This window comes from Taishania pollutisoli, assembly GCF_014518315.1.
Classification (GTDB): Bacteria; Bacteroidota; Bacteroidia; order Flavobacteriales_D; family Crocinitomicaceae; genus Taishania; species Taishania pollutisoli.
This window is the reverse complement of record NZ_JACVEL010000003.1, coordinates 19,090-36,718: the sequence shown is the minus strand read 5'-3', so window position 1 is coordinate 36,718 and position 17,629 is coordinate 19,090. Positions and strand designations below refer to the sequence as shown.

At 41.9% G+C, this 17,629-nt stretch carries 20 protein-coding genes; 12 read left to right on the top strand and 8 right to left on the bottom strand.

Features of this window, described 5'->3' with window-relative positions:
• Positions 1 to 75: 75 nt before the first annotated feature.
• Together H9Y05_RS05565 and meaB are read right to left on the bottom strand one after the other, a co-directional pair.
• Positions 76 to 282: an RNA-binding S4 domain-containing protein gene (locus H9Y05_RS05565; protein WP_163490305.1), complete on the bottom strand. Its 207-nt coding sequence runs from the start codon at positions 280 to 282 to the stop codon at positions 76 to 78.
• Complete coding sequence (gene meaB, locus H9Y05_RS05560; protein WP_163490306.1) at positions 269 to 1,321, bottom strand: methylmalonyl Co-A mutase-associated GTPase MeaB; 1,053 nt, start codon at positions 1,319 to 1,321, stop codon at positions 269 to 271. Before meaB ends, H9Y05_RS05565 begins: the two co-directional genes overlap by 14 nt.
• A 116-nt stretch (positions 1,322 to 1,437) precedes the next feature.
• Here meaB and H9Y05_RS05555 point away from each other — a divergent pair, with 116 nt between their 5' ends.
• From H9Y05_RS05555 to H9Y05_RS05545, 3 genes are all read left to right on the top strand, one after another.
• Positions 1,438 to 1,935, top strand: a complete 498-nt coding sequence (locus tag H9Y05_RS05555; protein WP_216713721.1) for a metallophosphoesterase family protein — start codon at positions 1,438 to 1,440, stop codon at positions 1,933 to 1,935.
• Between the two features lie 38 nt (positions 1,936 to 1,973).
• A complete protein-coding gene (porQ, locus tag H9Y05_RS05550; RefSeq protein WP_216713720.1) occupies positions 1,974 to 3,005 on the top strand; it encodes a type IX secretion system protein PorQ in 1,032 nt (343 codons plus the stop codon).
• Between the two features lie 128 nt (positions 3,006 to 3,133).
• Positions 3,134 to 4,069 (top strand): hypothetical protein, encoded by a 936-nt coding sequence (locus H9Y05_RS05545; protein ID WP_163490309.1) that lies wholly within the window; start codon positions 3,134 to 3,136, stop codon positions 4,067 to 4,069.
• 365 nt (positions 4,070 to 4,434) lie between these two features.
• On the opposite strand, the gene H9Y05_RS05540 is transcribed toward H9Y05_RS05545, so the two are convergent.
• The 5 genes from H9Y05_RS05540 to H9Y05_RS05520 form a co-directional block, all read right to left on the bottom strand.
• Positions 4,435 to 4,902: a regulatory protein RecX gene (locus tag H9Y05_RS05540; protein ID WP_163490310.1), complete on the bottom strand. Its 468-nt coding sequence runs from the start codon at positions 4,900 to 4,902 to the stop codon at positions 4,435 to 4,437.
• A gap of 2 nt (positions 4,903 to 4,904) precedes the next feature.
• Complete coding sequence (locus H9Y05_RS05535) at positions 4,905 to 6,452, bottom strand: Rne/Rng family ribonuclease (protein ID WP_216713719.1); 1,548 nt, start codon at positions 6,450 to 6,452, stop codon at positions 4,905 to 4,907.
• Positions 6,453 to 6,773: 321 nt separating this feature from the next.
• Complete coding sequence (locus H9Y05_RS05530) at positions 6,774 to 7,064, bottom strand: HU family DNA-binding protein (RefSeq protein WP_163490312.1); 291 nt, start codon at positions 7,062 to 7,064, stop codon at positions 6,774 to 6,776.
• A 229-nt stretch (positions 7,065 to 7,293) separates the two neighbouring features.
• Positions 7,294 to 8,364: an alanine racemase gene (locus H9Y05_RS05525; RefSeq protein WP_216713718.1), complete on the bottom strand. Its 1,071-nt coding sequence runs from the start codon at positions 8,362 to 8,364 to the stop codon at positions 7,294 to 7,296.
• Positions 8,365 to 8,369: 5 nt separating this feature from the next.
• On the bottom strand, positions 8,370 to 8,813 hold the full coding sequence (locus tag H9Y05_RS05520) for a GNAT family N-acetyltransferase (protein ID WP_163490314.1): 444 nt from the start codon (positions 8,811 to 8,813) through the stop codon (positions 8,370 to 8,372).
• A 117-nt stretch (positions 8,814 to 8,930) separates the two neighbouring features.
• Between H9Y05_RS05520 and mutY the strand changes: the two genes are divergently transcribed.
• From mutY to gldE, 3 genes are all read left to right on the top strand, one after another.
• Entirely contained in the window at positions 8,931 to 9,953 is a 1,023-nt protein-coding gene (gene mutY, locus H9Y05_RS05515; RefSeq protein ID WP_216713717.1) for an A/G-specific adenine glycosylase, read from the top strand.
• A 91-nt stretch (positions 9,954 to 10,044) separates the two neighbouring features.
• Positions 10,045 to 10,521 (top strand): single-stranded DNA-binding protein, encoded by a 477-nt coding sequence (locus tag H9Y05_RS05510; protein WP_163490316.1) that lies wholly within the window; start codon positions 10,045 to 10,047, stop codon positions 10,519 to 10,521.
• 8 nt (positions 10,522 to 10,529) lie between these two features.
• The gene (gene gldE, locus H9Y05_RS05505) at positions 10,530 to 11,861 is read left to right on the top strand and encodes a gliding motility-associated protein GldE (protein ID WP_216713716.1); all 1,332 of its coding nucleotides are present in this window, start codon (positions 10,530 to 10,532) and stop codon (positions 11,859 to 11,861) included.
• Here gldE and H9Y05_RS05500 read toward each other — a convergent pair.
• Positions 11,858 to 12,412, bottom strand: a complete 555-nt coding sequence (locus H9Y05_RS05500) for a 4'-phosphopantetheinyl transferase family protein (protein WP_216713715.1) — start codon at positions 12,410 to 12,412, stop codon at positions 11,858 to 11,860. The two genes, gldE and H9Y05_RS05500, sit on opposite strands and share 4 nt — an antisense overlap.
• 121 nt (positions 12,413 to 12,533) lie before the next feature.
• On the opposite strand from H9Y05_RS05500, the gene H9Y05_RS05495 reads away from it, so the two are divergent.
• The 6 genes from H9Y05_RS05495 to H9Y05_RS05470 are packed head-to-tail and all read left to right on the top strand — an operon-like array spanning position 12,534 to position 17,566.
• The gene (locus H9Y05_RS05495) at positions 12,534 to 13,724 is read left to right on the top strand and encodes a DUF2851 family protein (protein WP_216713714.1); all 1,191 of its coding nucleotides are present in this window, start codon (positions 12,534 to 12,536) and stop codon (positions 13,722 to 13,724) included.
• 47 nt (positions 13,725 to 13,771) lie between these two features.
• Complete coding sequence (locus H9Y05_RS05490) at positions 13,772 to 14,011, top strand: PspC domain-containing protein (protein WP_163490320.1); 240 nt, start codon at positions 13,772 to 13,774, stop codon at positions 14,009 to 14,011.
• A gap of 22 nt (positions 14,012 to 14,033) precedes the next feature.
• A complete protein-coding gene (locus H9Y05_RS05485; RefSeq protein WP_216713713.1) occupies positions 14,034 to 14,915 on the top strand; it encodes an SDR family oxidoreductase in 882 nt (293 codons plus the stop codon).
• 14 nt (positions 14,916 to 14,929) lie between these two features.
• Positions 14,930 to 15,796, top strand: coding sequence for a ComEA family DNA-binding protein (locus H9Y05_RS05480; RefSeq protein ID WP_163490322.1), 867 nt, complete (start codon positions 14,930 to 14,932; stop codon positions 15,794 to 15,796).
• Positions 15,797 to 15,853: 57 nt separating this feature from the next.
• On the top strand, positions 15,854 to 16,384 hold the full coding sequence (locus H9Y05_RS05475; RefSeq protein ID WP_163490323.1) for an adenine phosphoribosyltransferase: 531 nt from the start codon (positions 15,854 to 15,856) through the stop codon (positions 16,382 to 16,384).
• A 42-nt stretch (positions 16,385 to 16,426) separates the two neighbouring features.
• Positions 16,427 to 17,566 carry an acyl-CoA dehydrogenase family protein gene (locus H9Y05_RS05470; protein WP_163490324.1) on the top strand — a complete coding sequence of 380 codons (1,140 nt, stop codon included), beginning with the start codon at positions 16,427 to 16,429 and terminating at the stop codon, positions 17,564 to 17,566.
• Positions 17,567 to 17,629: the final 63 nt, after the last annotated feature.

Sequence of the window (17,629 nt, the reverse complement as noted above, 5' to 3'; positions counted from 1 at the left end):
TTACGGCACTACCTTAATCCTAAAAAATAAAAGACGGGGCAATCATTCAGGTTGCCCTGTTTTGTTCTATGAAAGTCAGGTTAATTTGATGGTGATATCCTCTACCTCAATGACATCACCGGGAATCAATTTTGCACGTTTGCGCAATTCCACTTCTCCGTTCCGGATCACGATTCCTTCATCCACAATGAATTTCGCATGACCACCGGTTTCGGCAATTCCCGTCGCTTTTAATAACCCGATCAGTTCAATGTAATCGCCTTCTATTTTAAATGTTTCCATTGGATAGCTGTTGTATATATAAGGTGTACAATTTTTCTGCAGCAGAGAACGAAGTTTCTTTTCCTTCAATTACCGCGTTGTCCAGTTGTCTGAGCTGGTGCAGCAGCTCTTCGTTTGCATAAAAACTCCGCAGGATATGTTCATTGAGTGTTTCACGCAGCCAGTACTTGTCCTGTTCTTTTCTGTCGGAAAAAAAGTGCCCGTTGATTTTCGTTTGATTTTCAAAGGATGTGATCGCTTCCCAGATCAGTTCCATGTTGGTGTTTGCCATACTCGAACAGGTAAGGGCTTTCGGAGTCCAACCGTTTTTCTTCGGGGGAAATAAATGCATGGCATTTTGGTATTCCCTTCGTGCCAGGTTCGCTTTTTTGATATTGTCGCCATCTGCTTTTGTAATGACGAGTGCATCTGCCATTTCCATGATTCCCCGTTTGATTCCCTGTAATTCGTCTCCTGCTCCTGAAAGCATGAGCAACAGGAAAAAATCAACCATGGAATGCACCAGTGTTTCCGACTGCCCGACACCGACTGTTTCTACCAGTACCGTATCAAACCCCGCTGCTTCACACAAGAAAATACTTTCCCGTGTTTTGCGTGCTACGCCACCCAGCGTATCTCCTGCGGCAGAAGGACGGATGAATACATGTTTCATTTGAGAAAGTTGTTCCATCCGCGTTTTATCACCGAGAATGCTTCCCCCGGAAGTTCCCGAAGAAGGGTCGATGGCCAGGATGGCTACTTTTCGCCCGGCATTGACCAACAGTTGTCCGAAGCATTCGATGAATGTACTTTTCCCTACCCCCGGAACCCCTGTTATCCCGATGCGGATGGATTGACCTGTGTGAGGAAGGCAACGTTTGATTAAGGCTTCAGATTTGACACGATCGGAATCCAGTGTACTTTCAATCATCGTGATGGCACTGCTCAGCATGGGAATCTCATGATTGAGAATTCCTTCATAGAGTTTTTCAACCGTTAATTCAGCTTTTCGCTGCCGGCGTTTCTTCAACCAATCATCAAAATGTTGTTGCTGATCCATCTCCCTGCAAAAATAATTGAAAAATCGGTACGCGTTGAATATTTGCTGAAGGCATAACAAGTCCGGGGGTAATTACTTTGATTGTGGTGCCGGTAGAAAATTAGTAGTTTTGTTACATGGTAAAAATTGGGTTACTTTCTGACACGCATGGCGATCTGGATCCGAAAATCTTTCATTATTTTAAAGATGTGGATGAAATCTGGCATGCTGGTGATATCGGAACGGTTGAGGTAATCGATCAATTGCGTGCGTTCAAACCGCTGCGTGCCGTATACGGAAATGTTGACGGGTATGAAGTGAGAATGGAAACCCCGTTGCACAACCGTTTCCGGGTAGAGAAAGTCGATGTGCTGATGACACACATTGCCGGGAAACCGGGGAAATATGCGAAACCCGCCTACGAAGAACTGCAAAAAGGGGCCCCGAAATTATTTGTCTGCGGACATTCACATATCTTATTGGTGAAGTTTGATCCGCAATTCAACATGTTATGGATGAATCCGGGGGCATGTGGCAACAAAGGATTTCACCAGGTAAAAACATTGCTTCGGTTTCGCATTACAGGCGATAGAATTCATGATTTAGAAGTAATTGAACTGGAAAAAAGAGTGTGAGATATAATTTTTATCGTTTCTTTGCGTTTGAAATGTCAATGAAAACATCCTTATTATTAATTTCCTTACTCATCGGAAATGTCATTTTTGCACAAATAGGCGGTCAGACAACTTTCGCTCTTCTCGGCTTGAACTATAATGCGAGAAGTTCAGGCCTTGCAGGAAACTTCATTACGGCAAAAGATCAGGATATCAATATGGGGGTGGCAAACCCTTCTTTGCTGAATGCCAAAATGCACCAGGTAATCAGTCTTAGTCAGGCAATTCATGCAGGACGCATTAATTACGGAATGCTGAGCTACGGACATGCATTCAATGAAAAACAGTTTTTGTCTGCCCATATTCGTTACGTTGCCTACGGTAAAATGACCCGTACAGAGAAGAACGGAGTGGAGATGGGAGAATTTAATCCATTCGAATACATCATCGGAGTCGGGTACGGACATCAGCTTAACCCGCGCATATCGGTAGGAGCAAACCTGAACATCATCGGCTCACACCTGGAAGTATACAATTCCTACGGAACTTCTGTTGATTTGTCAGGAACATATCTCAATAAGTCGGAAACAGTTTTAGTGACAGCGTTGTTTAAGAATGTAGGATTTCAATTCAATGCATACAATGATAAACGTGCTCCGCTGCCGGCAGATTTCCAGTTGGGCGTCAGTTATCGCTTAAAACATGCACCTTTCCGCTTTTCGATTCTGGCGCATCACCTGAATAAATGGGATTTGACATATACCGATCCGAATGCCCAACCGACAGTTGATATGCTGACGGGAGATACGATTCCTGTGAAGCGTGCGGGTTTCTTTGAAAAGTTGGGTCAACATTTTACCTATCAACTGGAAGTACTTGCCACCAAAAACATCCACATCAGGGCCGGATTTGACTATTATACCCGTCAATCTATGAAGCTGGAAAGCAGACCCGGAATCGCAGGATTTTCGTTCGGATTCGGGTTGTACTTTAAAAAATTCTCCATCGACTACGGATTTACCACATTTTCACGTGCAGGATTCAATAATATGCTGTCAATATCGGCAAATATCGGCAAAATAAAAAAATAGACAAACATCTAATTTTCAGCAATTTATATTTTGAAGTAGCATTTTAAACATTAAAATGTTGAGATTTTTTGTAACCTTTAACTGATAAAATAAGTACATTTGCCGAAACCAAACAAAAAAAGAAAAATATGAAAAAGTCTATTTTAGCTGTGGCGGTTGTATTAGGAGCAACTACTACTTTCGCACAAGATTTGACATCAAGAAAAGGAGAGAACTATTTGCCAGAAGCTGGTGATTGGGCAATCGGTATTGATGCAGTTCCATTATTGAACTATGTTGGTAACTTCTTTGGAAAAGCGGGTGACAACATGCACGCTGGTAACATCTGGACACCAAGCAACCCGAATTTGGTAATTACAGGGAAATATTTCGCAGAAGAGGATTTGGCATTCCGTGGAGGAATTCGTTTAGGATTCGGAAGCACAAAACAAAGTGTAATGGTTGCAGACCGTCAGGCAGCAGCTCCTACAACAAACCCTTGGCCGGAAAATGCTGCTGAAGTTGAAAACACAGCAAAAATGGGTGCTACAAATGTAGGTTTGACTGTAGGTATTGAGAAAAGAAAAGGAAACACTCGTTTGCAAGGTTTTTACGGAGCTGAGTTAGGATTCATGATCTCTTCTACATCTGCTAAGTACACATACGGAAACGCATTGACTGCAAGTACAGCTGCAGTTCCTGTAGTAGTTACAGCTGATGACAACTTCGGTACAAACTTGGGTACTGCAACTGACGGACAAGGTAACGCAGTTGATACACGTATCTTAGAGTCTAAGTCAGGAGTAGGATTCTCTTTAGGATTGAGAGCATTCATCGGAGCTGAGTACTTCATCATCCCTAAACTGTCTATCGGTGGTGAATTCGGATGGGGTCTTGGTTTGACATTGAGCGGAAAATCAAGCACAACTGCTGAAACAGTTGGTTTGAGAGACGGTGCAACAGATGCTACTGTTGAAACACTTTCTGCTGAAGGAAACAAAACAACATCTTTCGGATTGGATAACTCTATCGTTAATCCATTGTTCGGACCAGTTGGACGTTTGAACTTGACGTTCCACTTCTAAGAAGTAGAAAAAATAAAATTAGAGAGGTCTTCGAAAGAAGGCCTCTTTTTTTATGTAAGGTTCCGTTCTAAAAGTTGTAGGATAAAACCGTGTTGAATAAATTGCACAAATGCTTGACTGTATTGAAACTACTTTTGTACAGCGCTGTTTCATAACCACATTCACGGATTACCTCTGTTGACTGTTAATCGGTGCCATTTTTTCTTTGTTCGTTCCTTTTTAATCGGTGTCCGTGGTGAAAATAACACCCGATTTATAGAACAGAGCCTTGTGTGTACATAATTGAATTGTGTATACAGAAAACAGATAAGTATTTGCTTCTCTGAAATTGATTTTTTGATACAACAGGGAAATGAAAAAGTGTATTATTCTTCAGACAATGCTTCGTATATTAAATCCATTTCATACCCTTTCGATACCAGGTAGCGGATAATTTTAGCTTTCTTTTTGAAGGAATCTTTTTCTGATTTTAATGCGGCCGCCTTTTTTTCTGCGAGTTGCAGTAAAGTGGAGTAGTAGTCATCTCCGTCAATTTGCCCGATTGCTTTTTGAATGCAATATTCCGGAACAAACTTCGCTTTCAGGTGCTGTCGGATTTTAATTCTTCCCCACTGTTTGATTCGGAATTTACCGGAAACATAGCTTTCCGCAAAGCGCTCTTCATCTAAAAAGCGATGTACGATCAGATCGGCGATCAATTGCTCTTTCTGTTCCCCGGAAATACCCCATTGGGTAAGTTTGTTACTTACTTCATAGTGGCAACGATCCTGGTAAGCACAATAGGCTTCTATTTTTTGTTTGGCTTCTAAGAAAGAAAAATTGCGCTCCGACATAATCAAAGCGCAATTTCTTCATTATTTTTATTGATAAAGGAATACTGCAAGAGGTGATAAGCAGTAACTCCTCTGACAGGAATCCATTTTTTGTACTTGAAGAACCATTTCAATTGTTTTGAAATCAATCCCCGTTTAAAATGAGACTCCAGGTACGGGTGTACCAATAAGGTGACATTTTTTTCTTTTCTGTCCGCGACCAGGAAATTCAGGTTGTTTTCGATTTCCTCTGCAAACAGGATGCTTGCCTGTACTTCCCCGGTTCCTTTACATGTCGGGCACGTTTCCGAAGTGTTGATATCCGTTTCCGGACGCACCCGTTGACGGGTAATTTCAACCACTCCGAATTTGGACGGAGGAAGAATATTGTGTTTTGCACGGTCCGTTTTCATGACCGCTTTCAAGTGCTCAAACAGTGCTTTGTTGTTGGCCTTATCATGCATATCGATGAAATCGATGCACACAATTCCTCCCATATCGCGCAATTGAAGTACACGTGCAATTTCTTCAGCGGCTTCCATATTTGTGGAAAGCGCGTTACTTTCTTGTCCGTCGGCTCCTTTTCTGTTTCCGGAGTTGACATCAATCACGTGCATTGCTTCTGTATGCTCAATGATCAGGTATCCCCCACTCTGAAGCGGTACTTTCTTTCCGAAAAGCGTTTTTATTTGCTTGTTGATACCGAACTTTTCAAACATGCTGAGTTTGCCGTCGTACAACTTTAAAATCTTTTCACGTCCCGGTGCAATTCCACTCACATACTCTTTTAACTCATCAAAAGTTGATTGGTTATTGATATGGATATGTGTAAAATCAGCGTTCAGCATATCGCGTAAAATAGACGTTGTTTTGTCCATTTCACCCAATACACGTTTTGGCGGAGTGGCCACCTTCAGGTTTGTATGCATTGTGCGCCACTTGCTCAGCAAATCTTTTAAATCCTGGTCTATTTGCTCGACCTTTTTCTTTTCTGCTACTGTACGGATGATCACTCCGAAATTTTTCGGACGGATGGCTTCCATTAACTCTTTCAGACGTTCTCTTTCTTTGGGATCCCGGATTTTTTGAGAAATAGAGACCTTATCCGAAAAAGGAACTAACACCAGATACCTTCCGGCCAATGTTATTTCTGCACTTAAACGTGGACCCTTGCTGGAAATAGGTTCTTTTGCTACCTGTACCAATATAGGGGAAGACGAAGAAATGATATCAGCAATTTTACCATCTTTGGGAATGTCTTTTTCTATTTTGAAATACAACAAATCCGCAACACCTTGCTTATTGCGCAAGGTATCTTTGGTAAACTTGTTCAAAGAATTAAATTGAGGGCCTAAATCCAGGTAATGAAGAAATGCATCTTTTTCATATCCTACATCAACAAATGCAGCATTCAGGCTCGGAACTACTTTTCTTACTTTCCCGAGGTAAATATCCCCGACAGCAAAATCAGTATTTCCCTGCTCCTCGTGTAATTCCACCAGCTTTCCATCCCGTAACAGAGCAAGCCAGATGCCGTTTGAACGTACATCGACTACCAGTTCTAAACTCACGAAAGCTTAATTTTAATGTTAATAAAACAGAAAAAACTTAGCAAGGAAATCTCGCTAAGTCTTTCTAAACGAATATCTTAAGAATTACTTCTTCTTTTTGTGACGATTTTTTCTTAATCTCTTCTTACGCTTGTGCGTCGCCATTTTGTGTCTTTTTCTTTTTTTACCGCTTGGCATAACTTTATATTTTTAATTATTAATTTCTTATCAACGTTTTATCTCCGTTTTACCGAAAAAAAACACTCCCGTAAATTTAACGGGAGTGCAAAGCTAACAAATTCTGTTGAATAACAATAAATTTATCAACAAAAATAACAACAGTTATTTTACAGATACCTTATTTTTAACTTCCTCAACGAACGTTTTGGATGGCTTGAATGCCGGAATGTTATGTGCAGGAATAATAATTGTCGTGTTTTTTGAAATGTTACGACCTGTTTTTTCAGCTCTTTCTTTTACGATAAAGCTTCCGAATCCACGTAAATAAACATTTTCTCCTTTTGCTAAAGATCCTTTTACAGAAGTCATAAACGCCTCAACAGTTTTTAATACTTCTGCTCTTTCCAATCCTGTCTCTTCTGCAATTCCTGCAACGATGTCTGCTTTAGTCATTTCTTTAAAATTTAATTACTATTGTTCAATATTGTGATTTTCAACCACAAAAGTATAGCAGATATTCAACAAACACGCTTTTTTGTTTGTTATTTTTTCACAATTTAGCCTAAACAACAGGTTTTCATCTACTAACTGGCGGTTGGGATAGACAAACGCACTAAAAAAGTACGATAAAAATACAGCTGTTATAGACGTATAAAGCCATTCAGGGATGCAAAAGCAAGGATTAAATGACCCGTTTTTCGATGTAAAATGAATTCATCGCTCTTAACGCACCCATGTAATTGAGTGAAAATTCCAAAAAGTCACCAACCATATAATCGTTGGGGTTTGCTTTTAAATCCACAACAATCATGTCGGAGCTGGCACCAAAGAATTCAATATCTTTATCAATAGGAAACAGACTCGATTTGTCAATGTCTAAAATTCCCAGGTCAAGAATGGCGCGGTAAGATGTTTTTCCAAGATCTGCCTGGTCAAACGTAAAACGTTCTCCTTCGAGGTTTGTACCAAAATCTCCCTCCGGAACCCGGGGCTTCTCAATCAATTCAATGATCTCTGCTTTCAGTGTGAAAATGTCCTGCTTCAACAACGAACTGGGTTCGTCATTGTAGACATTCGTTCCCAGGAACAATGTTTCCCCTACCCGGAAGTGATTGACTCCCCCCGGAAGCTGATTGGTAAAGATCAGTGGGATGGTAACGGAACTCCCTCCCGACACGTAAGGAATTTTTTTGTTGAATTTTGCTTCAATCAGCTGCTTGTACAACGTGAGCTGGATAAGCTTATCGGTGTTGGGTAAAACACCATACAAACAAGAAAGATTGGTTCCGATCCCCACAATCTCAATATTTTTTAATTCAAAGACCTGTGCATAAAACCGGATCAATTCTTCCCGCATGACGCCTTCCCGCAGTTCTCCCATTTCCACCATAATGATGATTTTGTGCTTCTTTCCCTGCTTTTGTGCTTCTTCTGAGAGCGCCTTTATCGTGTTGATCTCCGTATTGATGCTGATATCGGCATATTTTACTACCGATGCGACCGATCGTTTGGGAGTCGGTTTAATGTAAATGGTTTCTACATCCGGATTGATCTTCTTGATGGTTTTTAAATTACTCACCCGTGAATCACAGACTTGTGTTGGTTCCAATGCCAATACTTCTTTTAAAAACAGTTCATTACCGCATAACATTTTTGTGACAACGGACCACTCAATGTGTTTGTGTTTGAAAAAGGAATTTAATCGTTCGTAATTGTACCGGAGTTTCTCTCTGTTTAATGTGATAACTGCCATATCTGTTAGTGCTTTTTTAAACGCATTTCCAGGTATTTATTGGTAAACCCCAATGATTCGTACAAACCTTTCGCCGGATTGTCAGGTTCTACATGGAGCGCAATGTCTCCCTCAGCAGAATCGATTGTTTTTTTCATCAGGGTTTTTCCGATTCCCTGACCTCTTTTTTGTGCATCGGTAGCAATGTACACCAGGATGTTCTCCGGGATATAATCTTTCATTCCCGTTTTGTTGACAATCACTGCACCGACAACTTCATTGTCCTGGTATGCAGCATTGATGCAACCGCCAAATGAATCACCCTCTTTCAGTGCATAATCAGCACACTTCAGAATGTCCTGACGGGGATCTCCGTATTGCTCCAGATTGGCAAATAAAAAATCTACAATTTGTTCTTTTTCTTGTGTGGATGGTTTGTTTTTTTCGTTAAATGTCTTGATTACTAACATGAATTTTGATTTTTTTCGACTTCTTACAAAGGTAGGGAATTTAAAATTAATGGGCTGTTGACCGGTTTTTCTCCCCGTTTTATAATGTATCTTTGTCGTCAAAATTGATTGTTGACGATGTTCTCAGACCAGATAACTGCATGGTATAAAATTAACAAACGCAATCTCCCGTGGAGAGATACAACAGATCCCTACAAAATCTGGCTTTCGGAGATTATTTTGCAGCAAACCCGGGTCGACCAGGGGATGAATTATTACCTGAAATTTATTGAGCACTATCCGACAGTAAATGACCTGGCAGCCGCGTCGGAACAGGAAGTGCTGAATGATTGGCAGGGACTGGGGTATTACAGCCGTGCACGCAATTTGCATGCAACAGCAAAATTCATAGCACAGGAATGCGGTGGGAAGTTTCCGGCAACGTATGATGAAATTATCCGGCTGAAAGGTGTCGGGCCGTATACAGCAGCAGCAATCGCCAGTTTTGCTTTCAAAGAAGTAAAGGCGCTTGTCGATGGAAATGTTTACCGTATATTGTCCCGTTACTTCGATATCAGCACGCCGATTGACTCCACAAGCGGGAAAAAAGAATTTCAGTTACTCGCCGACTCATTGATTCCTGCAGACCAACCGGATCTTCACAACCAGGCAATTATGGAATTCGGTTCGCAGCAGTGCACACCTGTCAACCCGGATTGTACAGCTTGTATGTTGAATGATTCCTGCCAGGCATTGATCAATCAAACTGTTTCGGCTCGTCCCGTAAAGGAAAAGAAGACGAAAGTACGTAACCGCTATTTTTACTATGCTGTTTTTATGGAGAAGAATCAGATTTGTGTTCAGAAGCGAACACAAGCAGACATCTGGCAGCACCTGTTTGAATTTCCTTTGCTGGAAGCTGCTTCTCCTCTTACCGAACAGGAATTGACAGCGCATTACCTGGAAACCTGTCAGTTGACACCGGAGTACATTTCAGGAGAAGTAAAACACATCCTGTCTCATCAGCGAATCACCACACGGTTTATTCATTTTTCACACATTCCGGAAGAACTGCACCCATTGGCAATCGAATTGACGGCATTGGAAAAAATACCGTTGCCGCGTTTAATTCACCGGTACATCGAAGATGCGGGGCTATGACCTCCTGAATTGCGTTTGTATCAATTTTTTTTTATTTTTGTTTAATAATGATTGCAGACAGTAAAAATGTCTGATGTAATACAAAAGAACAGTGGCAGGAAGTGTAAATAAAGTAATTCTTATCGGTAACCTTGGAAGAGATCCGGAAGTCAGAAGATTGGAAAACGGAGGAATTGTAGCAAATTTTCCAATGGCAACAACGGAAAGCTACACCGACCGGTCGACCGGGGAGCGAAAAGAAATTACAGATTGGCACAACATTGTCGTGTGGAGAGGACTGGCGGAAGTAGTAGAAAAATACGTGCGGAAAGGAACGAAACTCTACGTGGAGGGAAGATTGAAGACGCGCTCATGGACAGACAAAGACGGCAATACGCGGTATACAACAGAAGTACTTGCCGATAACCTGACGATGCTGTCACGTGCCGACAACAATTCTTCTTCTTACAACGAACCGAATTATTCAAATCAGGGAACACCTTCGGCTCCTTCACCAATAGAAACAATTACATCACCGGATTATCCGGCAACGAATACCGGCAACGAATTAGACGATTTACCCTTTTAATACAACGAATGACAGCACCCGCAGACCCTTCCCCCGAACCTCTGGCCAACACCGCACTCATTACATTTGGCAGTGATGATGTGCTTCTGGTTGTGATCATTTTACTACTACTGGCAGCCTCGGCGCTGTTTGCCGGAGCAGAAGTCGCTTTTTTTTCAATTACTCAATCCGAGAAGGAACAACTGAAAAAAAGTGAAGCAAGGGGAGCCAAAATTGCGGAAAAACTACTTGATAAACCCAAAGATTTACTGGCGACGATACTCATCGGGAAAAACTTCCTGAATGTTGCATTTGTGTTGCTCTCAGCCATTGAACTGACTAAACTGTTCCTGTTGTTGCAAATGAATGAGGTTGTTGCGCAGGTGTTGAATATCATTATCATTACGTTGTTTCTGTTGTTCGTCGGAGAATCCTTTCCGAAGACGGTGGCATTTAAAAACAAAGCAGCTTATGCTCGGTTCATGGCATACTCTATTTATTTCTTCCAGATTTTACCCCCGTTTTCCTGGTTGCGGATTCCACTGGCGAAAAGCTCCGGTGTATTGGAACGAAGGGCGAAGCGAAAAGGAATAAAACTGTCTCCGGATACACTGGAGACGGTATTGACGCTTTCTCAGAATGCCAGTGAATCAAATGGAGAATATACGATTCTTCAGGGAGTGATGAAATTCGGAAATACGGATGTAAAACAGATTATGTGTCCACGCATGGATGTCGTCGGGGTGGACGAAAAATACAGCCTGACTGAAGTGATGAAGGTAATTGTTGATGCAGGATATTCCAGGTTGCCGGTGTACCGGGAAAGTTTTGATGATGTAGTAGGAATTATCTTTGTGAAAGACTTGTTACCACTCCTGACAATCGGAGATGCGTTTGATTGGCGCACATTGATCCGGGAGCCGTTTTTCGTGCCTGAAAACAAGAAAATTGACGAACTGCTAAAAGAATTCCAGAGTAAAAAAGTACACATCGCGGTTGTAATTGATGAATATGGCGGTTCGAGCGGTATCGTGACACTGGAAGATGTACTGGAAGAAATTGTAGGCGATATTATTGACGAGTATGATGACGATGAAGTGACTTATACCCAGTTGAATGATGTTACTTTCTTGTTTGAAGGAAGAACTCCGCTAACTGATTTTTACAGGGCACTGAATATTGACGGCACAGCGTTTGAAGAAATCAAAGAAGATGCTGAATCACTGGGCGGATTTATTGTTCAGACAGCCGGTAGAATCCCGAAGAACAATGAATTCCTGACGATTGGGAACATCAAATTGATTGTGGAATTGTCCGACAAAAAGAAGATCAAAAAGGTAAAAGCGGTAATTGAAAATTAAGTCAGTACCAGCGTAACACCATTTTCCCGGTGATAATACAGGGTGTACACCTCTTCTCCAAATTCTACCTGTAAGCGGTTGCCCGGTTCAATAGCCAACAGAGTAACCTCATTTTTCAGGTCGGGAATCATTCCTTCTTTTAATTTGTAAAATGCTTCCTTGGCTCCCCAAATCAGGTGCAGATCTGTCAAACTTCCAACAAATGATTGCTCTTGTTCGTTTACAAAATAAGAAGCCCCCTCTTTGATTCTCGGATTTTCTACTTCAATGTCAATCCCGACAGGGTGACTCGACACATAAACAGCAAACCATCCTTTGGAATGAGAAATCGAAACAAATAGTTCCGGGTAATGTTCCAGGTAGGGTTGTCCGCTCTCGCGATACAAAACAGAAGTATCGAACCCCAGTTCCAAAAGAGATGTACGTACACCACGTTGTTCCAGTTCACGTTTATGCTCGCCCTTTTTCAAGCACTGTTCATAATCTTCCATCCTGCGAATCGAAAGAAACGGACGACCTTGTTTTAAGCTATCAGGAAATTGAACGAACATGACTGAATTGTGAATACGACTTCTGTATGACACCTGCACAGGTGAACAGGTACAAAATTCATAAAAAATTTGATTGGCTGCATCTTTTTTTGTAACTTCATGAAAATCTATCTTTTACGCAATGACAGAAACGTATATCCACTTCATCTGGAAGTTAAAACGACTCCCTTTTCATGCATTACAAACGACCAAAGGAAAACCGGTTTACATCCTCAATAATGGAATCCACAACATCTCCGAGTCAGGTCCTGATTTTTTCAATGCCAGAATGCACTACGACCACATGGAATGGGCCGGACAGGTAGAGATGCACATCAAAAGTTCAGACTGGTACCTTCACGGACACCACCGGGATAAAGCCTACAACAATGTAATGCTGCACGTAGTGTACGAGCACGACCGGGAAGTGATCGTAAACGGAACGGAGCTACCGACCATAGAGGTAAAACACTTGATTGATACAGCACATTACAACAACTGGGAACAATTTGCAAAAGCAATGAAAGCCATTCCCTGTGAAGATGCATTGCACCAGGTTGACCCGGTTTTTTTGAAAGTAATGCTTCACCGCGCTGTCGCTGACCGGTTCGACCGAAAAGTAAATCAAGTGCTGTACATGTACGACGGACTCGACAACCAGGCAGTTTTGTACAATTTTATTGCCCGTGCATTCGGAACAAAAGTAAATGCTGTTCCGTTTGAACTGCTGACCAATCAATTGCCTCTGGTGGTGTTGAAGCGCCTGAATAAAACGTTGCAACGAAACTTACTGGTACAGACAAGTGGTTTGTACCCTTCGGAAGATGCGCCGGGATTACCTGATTGCTTTGGAACACAAAAACTACACCCGTCCGTATGGAAACGGAAAGGACTTCGTCCTCCTTCTTTCCCTGAAAAGCGAATCGTACAGTTTTCAGCATTTGTCGCCGCTTGCGATTTTGAGCTGTTGGCAGAATACCTGCTTCCCGCAGAAGCATACAATTACCTGGTAGCATTCACCGGGAAAATGAATCAACACCCGGAAGAAGTACTATCGGAGAACCTGTTGAACCAACTACTTATCAACGCGATTCTGCCTTATTTCTGGTTCAAATCACTTCGTATGAGCGATGAAAACCTGCAGAAATTTGTGTTAGAATTGATGGAGCAGCTTCGGCCGGAAGATAATTTTATTCTGAAAAAATGGGGTAAAATCGGGGTTCTTGCAGCAAATGCCTACGAAAGTCAGGCACTGATAGAACTGTACAATGAATACTGCTCCCGAAAAAAATGTCTGAACTGCCAGGTGGGTGTAAAACTATTGAACGGATAAAGGGATTGGTTCAACTGAAAATACGTAATTTTGCTAAAAACCTCATTATGCGTTTTATCAAAAAACTTACTTTTTTCTTTGAAATGCGTTCCTATGGTGTATGCGAATGGTGGGCAAGGAAACTGGGAATTCAAACAGATCGCGTACGTGTAGGTTTTGTGTATGCCTCCTTTTTTACGTTTGGTTCGCCACTCATCATCTACCTGATCATGGCATGGATACTGGAACACAAACACTATTTTAAGTTGCAACGGAAAAAACCGAAAACATCCATCTGGGATTTGTAAATAGTTCAATCGAAATCACACAATGAAAATACTGATTACCGGGGCAAACGGACTTTTAGGGCAAAAAATTACAGGGCAGTTAGTGAAGCGAAACATTCCGTTCCTGGCAACCTCTAATGGCGCCAATCGCAACCCGGATTGTCCGGATGCCGATTACAAAACAATGAACATCTGCAATGCGGCAGAAGTAGCGGCAGTTGTTGCAACCTATCAACCAACACACATCATTCATACAGCGGCCATGACCAATGTGGATGCATGTGAACTAAACCCGGAAGCATGCCGGGAAGTCAATGTGGAAGGAACCCGCCATGTCGCTGATGCAGCACGATCCGTCGGGGCGCATTTCCAGTTGCTGTCAACCGACTTTGTGTTTGACGGGGAAAAGGGAAATTATTCGGAAGAAGACGAGGTAGGCCCTTTGAGCGTTTACGCACAATCGAAAGTAGATGCAGAGGAATTATTGTTAAAAGGTACAGACCATAATTTTTCAATTGTCCGGACGATCATCGTATATGGAACAGCACATAACCTGTCCCGCTCCAACTTGTTTTTATGGGCCAGGGAAGCCTTGCCGAAAGGCGAACAGATGAACGTGGTAGATGATCAGTTTCGGGCACCTACCTGGGCAGATGACCTCGCCTGGGGATGTATCCGCATTTGCGAATTAAATGCGACCGGAATTTATCACCTGAGCGGACCGGAAACATATTCAATTTTTGAAATTGTTCAGAAAGTAGCAGCTCACTACGGGTACGGCACGCGTTCACTGAACCGGATTGCAAGTGCTACATTGAATCAACCTGCAAAACGACCTCCTAAAACAGGATTTGACCTGACAAAAGCGAAAAATAAATTGAATTATCACCCGAAAACTATTGAAGAAACATTACATTTGTTTTAAACACTTGATAATTAATGTTTCCCAGGAAAATATCCAAAAGGAATATTCGCGGGCTTGTTGTCCTGGTTGGCTTGCTGGCATTGATCACAATGGCACCGAGGGTATATAGTTGGTTCCGGGCAGGCGAACCTATTCAGGTAAGTGTGGAAGAACTCAACAGAGGTGTTGCAGAGCTGGAATTAAAACCGTTTTCATCCAATTCAAAAAAACAATACGCGAACAACAAGCGGTACAAAATTCCACCGACTGGTTTTGATCCCAATGAGTACCGCAAAGAGGAATGGATGGCGTTGGGATTATCAGAAAAACAAGCGGCTGTAGTGGTGCGGTTTGCCCAAAGGGGAATTGCGGATAATGAACAGTTAAAGCAAATTTTCGTCATCGATGCGGCATTGTTTCAACTGATCAAAGATTCAACACGCTATCCCGTAAAAAAGAAATGGAAGCAGGAAAAAATTACACCCGAAAAGTCAGAAACAATCCGTATTGATTTGAATACTGCCTCGGCAGAAGAATTGATCGCGCTACCCGGAATAGGAACGTTTTATGCCAATAAAATAGTTGAGTACAGAGAAAAATTAGGGGGCTATCATCAAAAAGAACAATTACTGGAATTGTGGAAATTTGATGTGGAAAAACTGAACAAGATCAGCTCCGACATTAGCATTGACAACAAGCGCATCCAACACATCAATATCAACACTGCGACAACAGAAGAACTGGCAAAACACCCCTACATCAGTTGGAATGTCGCAAATTCTATTGTGAAAATGCGTCTAAAAACTCAAAAATATACTAATTTCGACGCGCTTTTAGAATCTGAGCTGATCGACAAAGAGTTGCTCGGAAAAATAAAGCCGTATCTCGCGATAGAAGAATGAAGAAACAAACGGATAGGTGTGTAGCTGACGTCATCCGTGATAAATTATAATTCAAAAATGACAGTAGAAGAAACATTAAAATCAGTCATTCGTGACGTTCCTGACTTTCCGAAACCGGGAATCATTTTCAAGGACATCACACCGATTATGCTCAATCCGAAAGTTTCAGAAGAAATCCTGGATCATTTGGTGGAATTGTACAAGGATCAACACATTGATATCATTGCAGGGATTGAAAGCCGTGGATTTTTATTCGGATTTCCCCTGGCAATCAGGTTGGGAGTTCCGTTCGTTTTAATTCGCAAAAAAGGGAAATTACCCTACAATAAAATCAGTCACGATTATGAGTTGGAGTATGGTACATCAACCATCGAAATGCATGTCGATGCGGTAAAGCCCGGGCAACGCGTTCTGATTCACGATGATCTACTGGCAACAGGAGGTTCCGCTGCGGCTGCGGCACACCTGATTCGTAAGTGTGGCGGTGAAATTGCCGGATTCAATTTCCTGGTGGGATTGGATTTTTTGGAGGGAAAAACAAAATTAAAGGAATTTTCAAACAATATTATTAACTTAGCGACCTATTAATCGAAATTAGGCACAGTTAAGTACCCCAAAACTGATAAAAAGATGGACTTTGGTTTAAACGAAAATCAAAAAATGATCGCGCAAATGGTGCGTGATTTTACAGAGAAAGAGGTAAAACCTTATCTGAATCAATGGGATGCCGATGAGTATTTCCCCGTTGAAACTATGAAAAAACTAGGTGAACTTGGTTTGCTTGGTATCTACATCCCGGAAGAATACGGAGGAAGCGGTTTTTCCTATGACGAGTACGTAACGGCATTGATCGAACTTGGGAAAGTGTGTGGCGGACTCGGATTGAGTGTGGCGGCACATAATTCATTGTGTACAGGTCATATCTACTACCATGGAAGTGAAGAACAAAAACGCAAGTACCTTCCGAAATTAGCATCAGGAGAATTTATCGGAGCATGGGGATTGACAGAGCCAAACACAGGTTCTGACGCAATGCGCATGAAAACGACAGCAAAAAAAGAAGGAAACGAATGGGTGATCAATGGTGCGAAAAACTGGATCACACACGGACTTTCAGGAGATGTTGCCGTTGTCTTGGTGAGAACAGGAGAATTATTAGACAGCCGCGGAATCACTGCTTTTATTATTGAGAAAGGAACACCGGGATTCTCTGCTGTAAAAATCAAAGATAAATTAGGAGTGCGTGCTTCTGAAACAGCGGAATTGATTTTTGACAATGTACGCGTTCCGGAGGAAAATGTGATCGGTGAAGTGGGTATGGGATTCATTCAGGCAATGCAAATCCTGGACGGAGGACGGATCTCCATCGCAGCGTTGAGTTGTGGTGTAGCACGTGGTGCTTATGAAGCATCGGTGAAATATGCGAAAGAACGTGAACAGTTCGGAAAGCCAATCGGTCAGTTTCAGGCAATCGGTTTCAAACTGGCGGATATGGCAACAGAAGTGGAAGCAGCTGAATTGTTGACATTCCAGGCGGCGTATTTGAAAAATAACAAACAACCATTGACACGTCAGGGAGCTTACGCAAAGTATTACGCTTCTGAAGTGGCAGTGAAATGTGGTAACGAAGCAGTACAAATCATGGGTGGATACGGATACACAAAAGAGTACCCGGCAGAGAAGTTTTTGCGCGATGCGAAACTGATGACCATTGGTGAGGGAACTTCCGAAATACAAAAATTAGTTATTTCGAGAGAAATTTTGAAATAAACACTTGATTGTTTGAAAAAAATTATATCTTTGCCGTCCGATTTAGAACAAAAAGATAATAAA

Bases quoted from the DNA above. Each gene is read 5' to 3' on its own strand.
- H9Y05_RS05495 (WP_216713714.1), top strand. From the start codon at position 12,534: ATGACAGAAACGTATATCCACTTCATCTGGAAGTTAAAACGACTCCCT.
- H9Y05_RS05490 (WP_163490320.1), top strand. From the start codon at position 13,772: ATGCGTTTTATCAAAAAACTTACTTTTTTCTTTGAAATGCGTTCCTAT.
- H9Y05_RS05540 (WP_163490310.1), bottom strand. From the start codon at position 4,902: ATGTCGGAGCGCAATTTTTCTTTCTTAGAAGCCAAACAAAAAATAGAA.
- gldE (WP_216713716.1), top strand. From the start codon at position 10,530: ATGACAGCACCCGCAGACCCTTCCCCCGAACCTCTGGCCAACACCGCA.
- H9Y05_RS05470 (WP_163490324.1), top strand. From the start codon at position 16,427: ATGGACTTTGGTTTAAACGAAAATCAAAAAATGATCGCGCAAATGGTG.
- H9Y05_RS05530 (WP_163490312.1), bottom strand. From the start codon at position 7,064: ATGACTAAAGCAGACATCGTTGCAGGAATTGCAGAAGAGACAGGATTG.
- H9Y05_RS05480 (WP_163490322.1), top strand. From the start codon at position 14,930: ATGTTTCCCAGGAAAATATCCAAAAGGAATATTCGCGGGCTTGTTGTC.
- H9Y05_RS05485 (WP_216713713.1), top strand. From the start codon at position 14,034: ATGAAAATACTGATTACCGGGGCAAACGGACTTTTAGGGCAAAAAATT.
- H9Y05_RS05525 (WP_216713718.1), bottom strand. From the start codon at position 8,364: ATGGCAGTTATCACATTAAACAGAGAGAAACTCCGGTACAATTACGAA.
- meaB (WP_163490306.1), bottom strand. From the start codon at position 1,321: ATGGATCAGCAACAACATTTTGATGATTGGTTGAAGAAACGCCGGCAG.
- H9Y05_RS05565 (WP_163490305.1), bottom strand. From the start codon at position 282: ATGGAAACATTTAAAATAGAAGGCGATTACATTGAACTGATCGGGTTA.
- H9Y05_RS05475 (WP_163490323.1), top strand. From the start codon at position 15,854: ATGACAGTAGAAGAAACATTAAAATCAGTCATTCGTGACGTTCCTGAC.
- H9Y05_RS05520 (WP_163490314.1), bottom strand. From the start codon at position 8,813: ATGTTAGTAATCAAGACATTTAACGAAAAAAACAAACCATCCACACAA.
- porQ (WP_216713720.1), top strand. From the start codon at position 1,974: ATGAAAACATCCTTATTATTAATTTCCTTACTCATCGGAAATGTCATT.
- H9Y05_RS05545 (WP_163490309.1), top strand. From the start codon at position 3,134: ATGAAAAAGTCTATTTTAGCTGTGGCGGTTGTATTAGGAGCAACTACT.
- H9Y05_RS05555 (WP_216713721.1), top strand. From the start codon at position 1,438: ATGGTAAAAATTGGGTTACTTTCTGACACGCATGGCGATCTGGATCCG.
- mutY (WP_216713717.1), top strand. From the start codon at position 8,931: ATGTTCTCAGACCAGATAACTGCATGGTATAAAATTAACAAACGCAAT.
- H9Y05_RS05500 (WP_216713715.1), bottom strand. From the start codon at position 12,412: ATGTTCGTTCAATTTCCTGATAGCTTAAAACAAGGTCGTCCGTTTCTT.